Origin of the sequence: Roseivirga sp. UBA838 (assembly GCF_002296035.1) — a bacterium.
GTDB lineage: Bacteria > Bacteroidota > Bacteroidia > Cytophagales > Cyclobacteriaceae > Roseivirga > Roseivirga thermotolerans.
Genome location: NZ_DBHC01000052.1, coordinates 55,550 through 70,845, shown reverse-complemented (window position 1 = coordinate 70,845; position 15,296 = coordinate 55,550). Strand labels below are relative to the sequence as shown.

The following is a 15,296-nucleotide window of genomic DNA, read 5'->3' as shown; positions in this document are numbered from 1 at the left end:
TCCCTCACCGGCTCGGCTACCACATCTTCAATGGTTATGCTGAAGGTTTGCTCGAAAGTAAGCCCTCCTGCATCGGCTACCTGCACACGGATGCTTCGGCTTGCTCCATCTTCAAAATCTATGGCTCCGGCTGTGCTCAAGGTGTTGCCACTAATGGCAAACTGCGCATTATCGGCATCGCCATCACCGGCCACCAGGCTATAGGTGAAAGTGTCTCCATTGTCCGGGTCGAGCGACATGAGCTGACCTACTTCCTGGGCTTCATCGGCTTCTTCAATGGTGGCATTGGTAAGGCTCAGCGTAAATGGTGCTTCGTTTACATTGGTCACCGTTATTTCAAAGGCCTTGGCAAAGGTTCCGCCTTCTCCATCGTTGGTTTCAATACGAACAGAGTAGCTGGCTTTATCCTCAAAGTTGAACGAAATATTGTTCGTTTTTAAGGTTGAACCGTCAACCGTAAAGCTGGCATTGTCGGTATCTCCTGCCCCACTTACTAATGCATAAGTGTGGGTGTTACCCGCATCGGCATCGGTGGTAGTCAGTGTTCCAATAGCTGCATCCAACGCATTGTTCTCAGCTATTGAAGTAGCACTTAGCGTAATATCGGTCGGGAAGTTATTGAAGTCATCATTAACGATGGTTACCGTGGCTCCATCCGTAATATCAACCCCCAAGGCAGTGCTTAACTTACTCATTGAAACGGTCAGTGTTTCATTGGCCTCAATAATCAAATCGTTGGTTGGAGTTACGGTAAAGGTTTGTGTTTCTCCGGCTGTTCCGGCAAAGGTCAGCGTCTTACCCGCAACGGCTGTGTAGTCGCTATCGGTTAGTGTTGCTGTTCCATCTGCCGTATTTACTTCTACCGTGAACCCGCCCTGAACGGCATTGTCCAGGGTAGCGGTAACCGTAATGGCTCCGTCTCCTTCATTTCCGCTAGCATCGGCAAGGGTTACAGCCGCAGCATCGTCATTCTTGATCGTCAATACGGCCTGATCTGTGATTACTACATTGGCTGTGGTTCCGGCCAGGTTGCTCAAGGAAACAGTAAAGGTCTCATCGGCTTCGAGTTTACTATCAACGCCCAGTGCAATGTCGAGTTGTTGAGTTTCGCCATCGGTTCCGCTAAATGTTAATGTAGCTCCACTTACAGCAGTGTAGTCTCCATCGGCCACTGTAGCCGTGCCATCGGCAGTCGATAAATCAACTGTAAATCCGCCTTCTATAGTCCCTTCAAGTGTAGCTGTGATTAGGAAAGACTCTCCATCTTCAAACTGGCTCACATCTTCAATGGTCACCTGTGCATCATTGTTCACAATGGTATAAGTGAACACTGTATTGGTACCTAAGCTGGCACCAGAGGCGTTGGATAGGGTTATCACTACGGTCTCATTTTCCTCAATAAGTGCATCGTCAACAATTGTCAGGTCTATCGTTTTGCTTAACTCTCCTGCTGCAAAGCTGAGTGTACCATTAGCAAGGGTGTAATCAACTCCTCCTCCTGTGGCTGTTCCAGTTACTGTATAGTCAACAGTGGCCGCAGAAAGACCAGCCTGATCCAGGTTCACCACAATGCTACTGCTGGTCACTGATTCTGTACTGCTCTCAGCCGTTGTATTGAATGAAACTACTGGCACATCATCGTTTAGGATGGTTATTGTCGCCTCATCCGTAATGGTTACTGTGTTCGCAGCATCTGTCACCAAGTTGCTCATGCTTACCGTCAGTGTCTCATCGCTCTCCACACTCGAATCGGCCGTGGGGGTGATGGTAAAGCTTTGGGTCTCTCCTACTGTTCCGGCAAAAGTGATTGTTTCAGCAGTCACAGCGGTGTAATCCGTACCTGCTTCGGCAGTTCCATTGCTTGTACTTACATCTACCGTGAAGCCATCGACTACAAAGGCATCGGAAGTTAGGGTCACCGTAATAGCACCATCATCTTCATTGGCCGACACATCGGCAATGGTCACTGTGGCTGAACAAGCCTGCGAATCGTTCTCTATTGTCCAGTTGAAATTGTCAATCAAAGATTGTCTGGCGGCTGTGCCTGCGCAGTATTGAAGGCCTTCAACTCCAAAATTGACATCACTTTGTAATTGTTGAGCGGCCCAACTAATAAGGGTAGCATCGTAGTTAGCCACCGACATACCTGAATGGCTAAAAATACTGTTTAGACTACGAACTCCTGAAATGTCCCAGGCGCTGAGGTCCTGATCGAATGCTGTCGCATTTTCAAACAGGTTGTTCATGCTGGTAATGCCATTATCGCCAGTAGTCAAATTCCAACCGCTAATATTTTGGTTGAAGGCCGAGGCATTTTTAAACATGCTGTTCATGCTTGTGGCGGCACTCATATCCCACTCACTGATGTCCTGATCGAACACCGAGGCTCCTCTGAACATGCTGCCAAAATTGGTTACTGAGCTTACATCCCAGTTTCCAATATTCTGATTAAAGGACTCGGCATTTTCGAACATGGAACTCATGTCTACAATATTGCCAGTCTCCCACGATGAAATGTCCTGATTAAAGGCCGCTGCCTCATAGAACATTTGGTTTAGCCTGTCGGCATTAGGGAATCTCCATGAGCTAATATTCTGGTTAAATGATCTGGCATCTCTGAACATGGCCGTAAGGTTTTCGGCATTGGTCGGCTGCCAGTTGCCTATGTCTTGGTTAAAGGCATGGGCATCTTCGAACATACGCTCCAATTTAGTGGCATTGGAAATATCCCAGTTGCTGATGTCGCCATTAAACGCATCGTTATTCTGGAACATGGCCTGGAAGGTTTCCACCTTGCTCACATCCCATGAGTTAAGGTCTTGGTTAAAGGCATCGGCATCATTGAACATTGCATTCATTCTGGTGACGTTGCTCACATTCCAGCCATTAATGTCCTGATTGAATGCTTTGGCATCGTCAAACATGTTCGACATATCCGTTACACTACTCACATTCCAGCCTGTGATGTCACCATTGAATAGCAATGCATTATCGAACATCTTATCCATTTTAGTCACACTGCTCACATCCCATGAATTGAGATCTTGATTGAACACCGCTGCATCAGCAAACATGGACGACATTGATGTTACCGAGCTTACATCCCAAGCACCAATTGGTTGATCAAAACTCTGAGCATAGCTGAACATGTAAGACATATCTTGAACAGCGGATGTATTCCAGTTGGAGATGGATGAATTGAAGTTTTCAGCCTGAGCAAACATGTAGGACATATCGGTTACTGCACTGACATTCCAGCCACTTATGTCTCCATTAAAATCGCTCTCTTTGAACATCTCAGACATATCGGTGATGTTAGAAACGTCCCAAGATGTTAGGTCTGGGTTACCAATGAGGGTTCTCTCGAACATACGTTTCATTGAGGTTACCTGGGTAAGGTTTGGAGCATCAGTAGCATTGATATCGAAATCAGCAGCGATAAATGCTCCTTCCATACTCTTCCACTCAATATCGCCCCACTGCTCAACTGACCGAAGTCTGGAGAAAGACAATTCAAACTGTGGAAACTGCCCGCTTATTTTAACCGTGTACGTGCCCTCGGCCACATAAGTATGTGAGGCTGCGCCCGTTTGGTTTGTTTCAACAGTGCCATCTCCCCAATCAATGTCGTAGAGATAGGTGTGACTCCCCAAAGTGTTGAAGAATGTTCTGGAACGATTCACATCTCTGCTGGTTATCTCCCAGGTGGTAATGAATGGTCTCTGTTCTACAGTCAGTTGACCATTAAGTAAATTGAGGTTATAGTTAGTTGCAGCACCACCAGTAAGGGTGATATCATACGTTCCAACGGGGCTCGACTCGGTTGCCGTGGTGGCTATGGTCGGTTCTGTAATATTGACTTTAGAGTCTCCATTTACAAAACCTGAATAGCTAATGGTAAGCTCAGGGTTAGCCTCTCCCAAGTATTTGGTCTGATCGTCTGCCGTGGCAGTCAAATCGGCCTTTTCAATGGTCAGGTCGGCACTCACAAAACTTATGTCGTAGTTAGGGTTGAACAGGCTACTCTGCAAGGCATAAGTACCTACATCTTCACCTTCTACCCTAGTAACTGCACCGCTCAGTTCGTCACCGGTATTCAATGAACCACTGGTGATTGAATAAGCAAAGTCAGGATCATTATCGCCATAGGTTTTGGTTGCGGCCTGGGCTGTTATGGTCAGGCTTCTTTGTGAAATAGTGAATACTCCCGGAACAGCCGTTATTTCATAGTTAGCGGCATCGGTACCGTCAGTCAGGTTAATGGCATAAGTACCCGGTGCTTCACCAGCATCTCTGCTTACGGTCACCACTTCATCGTCTCCAACTATGGAACCGCTTGTTACGGTAAATTCTAAGGTCGGATCGGTATCATCAACTACCTTACCGGCATCGGTTGCTTTCAATGCTATGGCCTTTTTAGCCACTGTTATGGTGCCTTGTACCTGACGAGCTGTATACTCGGCATCTTCGGCAAGGCTTACATTAACAGTAATCTCACCCGCATTACCCAAGGTCACAGTAGAACCATTGATAGCCGCCCCGGTTTGGTCATTATCGAAGGTGTAAGTAATTGCCCCCGATGAATTGGTCGAAGCACTTAAGTCAAAGTCGGCATCGCCATAAGTTTTGGCTATATCACTTAGTGAAAGGCTTGGCGTTTTCTTGGCAATAGGGCCTACCGCTAGGCTTTCAACATCGGTACCACTAACCTTACCATCGTTCGGTGTTACCTCAAAGCTGATGTATTTACCGGCATCGGCAGCCGTTAATACATAAGTAGTGGTGGTGGCTCCTGCTATTTCTGTTTTGCCGGTTCCTGAGTTGTCGTCAGAACGGTACCATTTAAATGTGGAATTATCGGCATCCAATTCGGCATCTATAAAGTTATAAACACCGCGCAATGGGGCATCTACTTGCAAACTGAACACTACATCGGTACTTACTGCATTTACTGAAGGTGCTGTATTGCTTGCCAAAACAGTAATGGTAAACTCCTGATAGGTCTTATCATCGAACTGATCTGTCAGCTCAAGTTGTACTGTATGTTCTCCCACATCTGCGGAAGAAGGGTTACCACTCAGTTCAAATCCGTTTGCTGTAAGCCAAATAGGCCCAACTTCTATAGATAGAATTGGTACATCATTGTTCAGGTCTTCATAGGTGACGGTGTAAGTATACGTTTCGTTGTCCATCACAGTGGTGACGGCATCGGAGGTAAAGGCCGGAGCAATATTGGTAAAGCCATCGTTAATCACTATTGGCCCAAAGAATGTGCTTTCTTCTGCTGTTCCGGTCAATACACCATCGCCAGGCGTTACTTCAAAGCTCAAATACTTACCATTGTCATCGTTCACAACGGTGTAGCTTTTGGTGGTTGCTCCTGCAATAGCCACTCTATTAGCACCTGCAGAATTATCGGCTCGGTACCATTGGAAGGTCGTACCCGATTCAGGGTCGTCATTCGCATCTGAATATGCGTACGAACCTTCCAGTACCCCATCAACAACCAATGATTTTTTAATGGCCACTGCCTGCGCCACTGGAGCCACATTGGCTTCTTTTACTGTAAAGTTCCAGGTGGTTTGGCTGGTCAGTCCTGCTGAATTATTGCCATCGGCATCAACAAAGGCTGAGGCATCGAAAGTAACCGTGTAGAATTGCCCTTCCAGTAAATCACTGTCTGGGTCAATAGTTACATCTGCTCCTGAAATAGCCACCTCATTAGAAGTTACATCAATAACAGTTGCAGTTCCTGTTGCAGGCGTTAGGGTGATATTACCTGTTCCTTTAGTCACCGTTTCGCTCATGGTGAAACTCAGGTTGGCATCTTTGGCCACATCTACCGAGCCATCGGCTGGTATAGTGCTGATTACCGTAGGTACCACAGCAGCCACTACCGGCCCTGTATAGGTGGCGAATGTTTGTGTTCCTGCATCTGTTCCATCGTTTGGTGTTACCGCAAATGTGATGTACTTGCCTACCTCAGAAGAGGTCAATGTGAATGTGCTTGAAGTGGCTCCACTTATTGCAGTTCTATTGGCCCCGCTCGCATCATCTGCTACAAACCATTGAACGGCTGAACCTGATTCTACATCGGTATCCGCATCGCTATAATTATAAGAACCTGTAAGCTCCAGATTGGCTTCCAAGCTACCAGCAATGCTTACACTACTAGCTACCGGTGCCGTGTTAGGCTGGCTTGTCGTGGTAAAGCTAATCACCGTTGGATCGGTAATGGCTGAAGTTTTCACTTCATTATTGCTAATGAAGGCTTCGTTCTCTATCAGAAGGTAGTAAGCCGTATTGTACGCTAAATCGCTAGACGGATTGATGGTTACTTTAGAACCACTGTAGGTCAAGGTGTTGGCAGGGAAAGTTTCAACCACATTATCATTGGCGTCATATAGCACCACATTGTTGGCTGTGGTTCCTCCTTCTCCGTATACATAAGCCTGAATATTTTCGCTATAGGTCAGTGTTATGTTGGCCGAAATGGCCACATCTGTGGCATCGTCTGCCGGACTTGTGGCAGTGAGCATTGGGGTGCTTGGCAAGGCCAAAGTGGTGAATCGCCAAACGGTTGGATCGGAAATACCCACGTGATATCTGGCTTCTTCATAGGAAACAATAAAGCCATCATCTATCAATACATAGTATTCGGTTCCCGGCTCCAGTTCATCATCATCGAATTCAAAGCGGATAATAGGTTCATCACTTCCATACGAAAGGTCTCTGCTATTTTCTCCATCGTATGCAATGGTCTTCACCAATTCATTGGTAGAGGCTTTGTATATCTTAAAAGCTCCTAGCGGGTCTCTTTCCAGGCCTACGTTTTGGCTGGTAAAGAGCTTAAAGTCATCTTCCGAATCGGCTTCATAGGAAGAGCTTCCTGTGGCCGGGAAGAAGCGGGTAATAATATCCTCTTCGAAATCTTCGGTTGTAAAGGTAAAGGTTGTCTTATCGTTTACTTCCGCAAGCTCTTTAGTTCCGTCAAGGTTTAGTATAAAGCCCTGGTCGTACTGCACATAGTAAGACACTCCTCTTTCCCAGGTTTGTGAGAACCTGATGATGGCATAGGCTCGCGAAAACTGCGGCTGATTAGTTATGGTTACAGCAGAAGCATCGATGGTTTCTAACACGCTATCATCGCTGGTTCTGTATACGGTTAGTGTTCCCGAACCTTTTTGGATAGACTCACCAAAGGTGAAAGACAACTTATCACTGTCCATAAGTGCATTTTTAGTTGCACTGGGGTTGGTAGAAGTAATTGGCAGTGCCTCCACAGCTTCTTCGGTGGTAAAACTCCAGGAGGCTTTATTGACAATTCCTGAAAAGAACACCTCTGTATTGGCTACGGAAAACGCGGTCTCGGGAATTAAGATGTAATACTCTGTTCCATTGTCGAGTGTGACATCTCCCAACGAAAGCTGAACAGTGGTGCCATTGACTGTTACCTGGTCTGAATTTACTGCAATGGTAGCTACAGTAGCATCGTCTAAAGTGCGCTTAATGAGTATGTCTCCCGAGCGAGCAGCAACGGCCTGATCGAAGACAAACTCGAAGTCTGTGTTGGTAGCTACATCCACGGCATCATCTGCCGGGGTAAGGTCATTCAATACAGGAGAATCCACCGAAGCTGAAACAGTCAGCACGGCTGTATTTGACACTTCTTCGCAGTTAGCTTTGGTGACTATTACAAAGTATTCTGAATTGTTAAGTTCTTGAGTAAGGTTACTGATGGTTAAGCTGTGAGTATCTACTCCAGAGAATTGATTTTCTCCTCCAGTAGTGGCTTCTTCACTTAGAGCAGCTTCATCTTTGAGAATGGTTAATCCTAAACCATTTGCAACATATACTTTGTTACTACTTGTATATATTGAAGCAACTATATTTTCTCTCCAGTCTGTATTTGACCAGGTTATGGTATTCCAATTTTCACCTCCATCTCTGGAAATACTTAAACCTCCACTCGCATCATCCCGAGGATTCATGGTGCCTACGTAAAGATTACGCCCTTGTATTTCCACAGACTGAGCAAATGAAGAATTAGCGAAACCATTCTCACCATTTGCTATCGTTTTCCACGTAGTTCCACTATCATTCGAAACTGCCAGGCCACCATCTCCAGCAGCATAAATATTGCTTCCACTAGCAGTTACATCAAATACATTTCCTGACATGTTGAAACCTTGCACCTCATCGGTAAAAGTTTCCCAAGTAGCTCCCCCATCATTGGAAATCGAAAGTCCCTCAGAGGTACCTACATAAAAAGAATCGCCATTGGCATAAACCGACAAAACGGTATTAGATAATGCAAAACCATTAACCCCATTTGTGACGAGGGTTTCCCAACTTGCTCCTCCATCTCTCGAAATTATAAGCCCCGAGGAGTTGGTGCCTACCAAAACCACCTCGTTCAATCCATAAATTGAATTAACTGCATTTTGATTTGCTGTGCTTCCAGATAACTCAGGCAAACCGTTTTCCCCAGGAGCTGTTACAACCCAGCTTTGACCGTTATCAGTTGATTTTGCAATACCCGAGTCTTTCGTACCAACATAGACAGTGCTACCCTGAACAAAAACTGCTCTGATTTCATCGTCAGGTAAGCCATTAACAGCTGATGTGATCATTGTCCAAGTTTCTCCTCCATCAGAGGACACAGTTAACCCAGACTCATTTCCTACAAAAACATAATCACCGGAACCATCAACTTCACCGTTAATAGGGGGTTGTGTTAAGAACCCTGGACTTGCAGAGGAGATGTTAGCGATTGTACTAAATTCAACAGAACTATTGAACCATTGATAACTAGCTCCCGCTACTTCTGGCACTGAAAAGGTAACACTACCACCAACAAACCCTGTCTGGTCTTCCGGTTCAGTTAAGATCAAAGGCTCACATGCTGTATGGAAAGTCCATGTGTCTTTATTGGTTATGGCCAGGTTTCCGGCATCGCTTTCATCCTTCACCAGATCGGCACTCAAAGTAACGTAATATTGGGTGGCATAATCCAGCGAAACACCAGAAGTAATAGAAACCGTTGTTCCATCAATAGTCAGATCATCTGCCGTAAGTGTTTGCACTAGGGCATCGGTAGCATAATTGTAAATCTTTAATTCGCCTGTTTGTATGTCGATTGATCGATTAAACCCAACAATGAGTTCAGTATCGATAGCAACGCCTGTGTTACCATTTTCTGGACTAAAACTACTTACTGCAGGTACGTCCAGAACATTCAATAACAAATCATCGGACTGTTGTGTACAACCATCCTTAGTAACTTCAACGAAATAGACCGCTCCATTGAGTTCAAGAGAAGTTTTGCTTATTGTTAGTTGGTGGGTGGTTGCTCCTTCAATTAGATTGGTAGCGCTACTGGTCCGGTCTTCAAGTCTGAGGTTATTTCTATAAACAGACAATCCATTACTTGTACCTATTTCAACTCTATCATTGTACACATAAAGTGAATTAACACTTTCAGAAGACATGCCATCACCCTCATCAAAATTTGTGAAAGTTGCTCCTTGATCCGTAGATATAGATAAACCATCGGTGGTACCAACATATAAGGTGTTATTATGGACTTGTATTGCTCTTATAAAATTGCCTACTAATCCATCATCCTTTGTTTTACTTACCTCAAAAGACTCACCTCCATTTGTGGAAATGGAAAGACCAGCAGTTATACCTGTTTGTGTAGCTACGTAGAGAACCCCATCAGATTCATGTATAGCTCTCACGTGGTTATCTATTAATCCATCGGCCGTGGTTTTCTGTGTAAAAGTCAAGCCTCCATCTCTGGAAATAAAGAGACCATTGGACGCACCAAAATAAAATACACCGTCTGACTCATGAATCACTTCAAACTTACCTCCAGCACCGGCACTAGCATTCGTAATTACATCAAAGCTCTGACCACCGTCATCTGAAACTCTTAAAGTGTTTGTTGCCAGAAAAATGACCGTATCATTAACATATACATCATTCACGCCAGGTTGCGATGCAGTTTGTTCATATAAAACTGTGAATGAGCTCCCTCCATCCTCTGAAACAGATAAATCGTTATTTAGCTGAACCACATAAATCTTTCCATCATGCTCAACTACTTTCTTAACATCGTTTAAAGAAAGTCCTTCCGTAGTTGTACGATTTGCGAAACTTTCACCATCATTTGGTGATATATATAATCCATCGTCTCTGGAACCAAAGTAGAGCGTTCCGTCACTTGATCGATAAGCATAAGCAACTCTTGGATCACCAGGTATATCTACGTTATCAAATCCTTCTTCTTTCTTATACCACTGATAAGATGCTCCGGGAATATCTTCTACCTCAAAAGTTACGGTAGTAGTAGCTGCTATTGTTTGACCGGTTGGCTGTGTTGGTAATAGGTTGGTATAACTAAGGCTAAACTCTTCGGTTTTTTGGAATAGCGGTGTACCATAGGTTACGGAATATTGTGAGGTACCTTCTTCTACCGTTATGTTGCCGGTGGCATCGGTATCAAATTCAGCACCATCCTTTTTCCAAGAGAATGAATAATTAGCAGAGGCATCATAATTAGTGATTTCAGCTTCCTGGTTTGTTACAAATATGGTGCTGTGAGAGGCCAGGCCATTGTTGCCGTTGTCGGTAAGGTCACGCAATTGGTTGTCTGCAATATTCTTATGTGTACCATAAGCTGCTACCAAATTAGTGGCATCATGGGCCGGGGCAGCAGTCATAATTGCAGAAACTTCTTCGTTGCTCAGCACTTTGTCCCAAATGGTAATTTCCGCAAGCTTGCCGTCTAAGAACCCTTCCGGTTTGTTATCGTTATGGCGTGCACCCAGTAGGGCAAGCCAACCGTCTGAAACAGGCATATTGAGCGTACCACTGTCTTCTTCTGTACCATTTACATAAATCTTGGTTTCACCGGTGCTATGATCGTAAGTATAGCCTACATGGTACCAGGTGCCATTGCTAAGCGCGGTAGAGGAGTTAATTCGGCTGGAACCATCAAACACAGCCAGCTTCTCGGTTTCTCTTAAGTAAAAGCGGCTCTCCTGGTCTATGTCAGTGTTCTGAAGCACAAATACATTGTTGAAATCACCGCTGCCTATATTACTTTCTTTGTTAATCCACATAAAGACGGAACGGTTTTTTCCAACCAAAGCATTGGCGACAGTGTTCACTTCAATGTAATTACTCTCGGTTTCTTCAAAGTCCAGATAATTCACCTGACTGGTAGTTACCGTCCGGGTTACAGGGTCGCTTGAGCACAGGGTTTCGTCTGCAATTTCGTCTACCGTAGTGGCATTGTCATTTACCGTCATTGACCATGTATCAGTGCTTTGAATAAAGCTGCGGGCAGCGGTAAACGTATAGCTACCAGCTGCTACGTTGGTGGTAAAGGTATTGGCAGTAGAAACTTCTGTTCCGTCTTTTTTCCAAGAAATATTCTCATACCAGTCTACGGCATTGAAACCAGCAACCGACTGAACATTTTCGAAGTCAATGACAAAATTGTTTTTCATTACTCCATCATTCCCTTTGCCTGAATGGTCTTTGAGTATGGCAGAATCGTCATTGCAATCTCCGAATACGGAGTAATAGCCCACCAGATTGGCATATTTAGGGTGGCCATTATTGATTTTGGCCTTCATGGCTTCTCTAATATCAGCCCCAGTAAGCACTTCGTCCCATACAGAGATTTCTGCCATGTCGCCATTATAAAAATCACTGGTACTTCCACCATCAAACTCCTGACCCAATGAATATTGTGCAGATGCATTCGGAACGGAGGTTCCGGTAGTAAATCGGTCATTTTCTATACCATCAACATAAGTTACCGTTTCACCTGTGGTATGATCGTAGGTCCAGCCTACATAGTGCCAAATGTTACCGCCCATGTTGTAAGATGAAGACTCATTGGTGGTGCCCCCTCTGTTTACTTCCAGATTATTGCCATCATCATCTACCCAAAGGAAGGACAGGTTATCTCCGTTAGCTGCATTTACCGCAAACAGTACCTGATTGCTACTCACACTGTTTTCTGTCTTTACCCACATAAAGACAGAGCGGCTTTTTCCATCTAAATCATCTTGCAATGCATTTAGGTCTACCCAGAATTGCTGTGATTTATCGAAGGAAAGTACACCTGTAGCGTTGGTGTTGGCCTGATAGGTTACAGTGCCCGATTCGGCAATGGTGGCATCTACAAAAACATCTGAATCAACTTCTGCCCTATCGAAAGTGACGTTATAAACATTTTTAACCAAGTTAATTTCGTCAAAGTCGACTACTATTCCGGGCTCAAACGTGCTATTGCCCAAGGGAGATGAATAAGGATACTCACAAGAATTGACATCAATTTCAGCACAATTGTATCCTGTTGGGCAACAATTAATGCTTTCATCTACCGTAAACTTGTACTGAGTAATTACTGTGCCTACCGTATCATATACAATAGGTTCCTGAGGGTTGTTAATGACCGTACCACTATTGAGTGTATAGTCTTCATCGGAACAAAGTGTTTTTTCAATCTGATTACAGGAATAGCCTTCTGGACAAACAATTATTGAAAAGCTAGCCAAACTATTTTTTCCAAAATCTCTGATTTCCTGATGGTTATTCTCATAGTTTAAGGTAAGTGTACCTTGGGCAGTGCTCAGGCTGGCTATGTTCAAAAAAATCTCATTGTCTTTAGCGGTACCATCTGTCTGACTGATTACTGAATAACTTGTACTATTATCATCTACCAGAGTAAAGTCAGTAGGGTTAAGCCCATATGTTTGCACAGGTTCATCCAAAACCAGTGTCAGCTGTGTATCGCTGTCTCTTCTAACTGAAGCAACCTTTGGTGCTTTGGTATCTGTGTCAATTAGTACCTGTCTTGTAATGGCAGGGAGTTCGTCTGTGGAAAGGTCTCTAATTTCATTGTTATTGTTGGTATAGCTCACCGTTAAATCACCTATGGCCGTACTCAAGTCGGCCACAGTAAGTACTATTGCGGAGTCTCCGGCAGTACCATCTGTGTGTGCCTGAACAGCATAGGCGGTACCAATCCCATCATTTACTGCAAAATCTGTCGGGTTACTCCCGTTGGTCTGTACATCTGCATCGAAAACAACAGTAAGTTGGGTTTCGGAATCTTTCTTACCGGATACAAGTACAGGAAAACAATTATTGATTTCCGCATCTCCTTCAAAGACCCAGCCTTTTTCATCAATCAGTTTTTGGCGTGCAGCCTCGCCATAGTTGCAATACTCCAGGCCGGTTACCCCAAAAGTGACCCCATCTTTCAACTCTTGATTTGACCAACCAATGAGGGTAGCATTGTAATTGGCATTGGACAGACCACTGTTTGAGAGCATGTCTGTTAGTTCTCTGGCATTGGCTATGTTCCATTGACCCAGATTCTGATTAAATGCCGTGGCTCCTTTAAAAACTCCCTTAAAGCCATTTCCACTAGAATTAACTTTAGATACGTCCCAACCACTAATGTCTGAATTGAAAAGAACTGCACCCGAAAACATAACGTTAATTGCAGTAGCATTTGATACATTCCAACCAGATAGGTCAGCATTGAAAGCTATGGCATTCTGAAACATCCCACCGAAGCTGCTAACATTTGAAACATCCCAGCCACTTATGTCGGAATTGAAAGAAGTAGCAGAGCTAAACATACTATTCATATTAGTGGCATTGCCTACATTCCAGGAGCTTAAATCTCCACTGAATGACGAAGCATTTTTAAAAAGACCGGAGAAATCGGTGATGTTAGATACATCCCAACCACTGATGTCGCCATTGAATGAGGTGGCTCCTTCAAACATGCCATCTAAGCTTGTTGTGGCGGGAAAGGACATATTAGTGAAGTCTCCTTTTCCTGTAAATGCAGTTGCATCCTTAAATAAAGATCTGAGGGTTGTTGCACTTGAAAAGTCCCAATTGCTAATATTTCCATCAAAAGTGGTAGCTCCATCAAACATGTTATTCATGTTTTCTACATTAGAAACATCCCAATCACTCACAACTCCATTGAACGAGGATGCTCTTTGAAAAGCACCTAACATATTCGTTACCTTCGAAAGATCCCAGTTGCTCACATCACTGTTAAATGCTGTTGCATCCCTAAAAATCTGCTGGAAGTTAATTGTGGACGAACTGGCCAGGTTCCAACCACTTACATCCCCATTGAAGGCGGTTGTGTTATCAAACATCCTGGCCATTTCTTGAATACTACTAAACTGCCAGTTCGTAAGGTCACCATTGAAAGATGTTGCATCCGAAAACATCTCGGACATATCTGTAACCTTTGAAACATCCCAATTCGGCAGGTTTTGATTAAAACTACTTGCTCCTCCAAACATGGAAGACATATCGGTAACTTTTGAGGTGTTCCATGAACCGATGTCCGCATTAAAGCTTGAAGCTCCCTTAAACATACCGGACATATCGGCAACTTTTGAGACATCCCACTGACTGATATCACCATTGAAAGCCGAGGCACCACTGAACATTTCCTGCATATTGGTGACGTTGGATACATCCCAGTTGCTCAAATCTGCATTAAAAGAGCTTGCACTCTTAAACATTTCAGACATGTCTGTCACTCTAGACACATCCCAATGACTGATATCATCATTAAAGTTTTCTGCTCCACTGAACATGCCTTTCAGACTGGGGCCTAAAATCAAGTTGGGTGCATCTGTAGCGTTTATTTTTATATCAGGCATATTATAGAAGAACTCTTCCAGAGTTCTCCACTTAGTATCACCCCATTGTTCGATGCTTATTATATTGGTATTCCGCTGCATGGCAGGAAACTCAAATCCATCAATTCTCACCGTATAAACACCGGCTGTTTCATAAACATGAGAGGTGCTACCCGAAAGATCATAGTCTGTTGTACCATCTCCCCAGTTTATCTTATAGGAGTAGTTGTATCCTTCCAGTGTTTGAATACTTAGTGTCTGATTTGCCCTTGTAGTTTCCCATTTAAAAATGAAATCTTCGGCAATTTGACTCATGCCTTTAATTGGTGAGAAAACCAAGAACAGGACGATCATCATAAATGACCGAATGGGGTGTAAAGGATTCATATAGTAGTAGTTTCGGTATTCAATAGTTAGTAGCGAATAAACCAATGGTTTATACAGCATGAAAAATTTTGTTCTGAACTAGGGCTGGCTTGTTCTGAATGTGAATTGATTGATAATTTCTATTTGGTTCGGGCCTCGATTTGGCTTTTGACACTCTACCATGGTAGGGCAGAAACTCCCTCTCAGAGTGAAAGGGAAGAAATGCAA

General features: G+C 44.0%; 1 protein-coding gene. It reads right to left on the bottom strand.

Going from position 1 to position 15,296, the window contains the following annotated elements; genetic code table 11:
• Positions 1–15,149: BspA family leucine-rich repeat surface protein (locus B3O12_RS18345; protein ID WP_286757343.1), on the bottom strand; the 15,149-nt coding region annotated here is incomplete at its 3' end.
• Positions 15,150–15,296 lie beyond the last annotated feature (147 nt).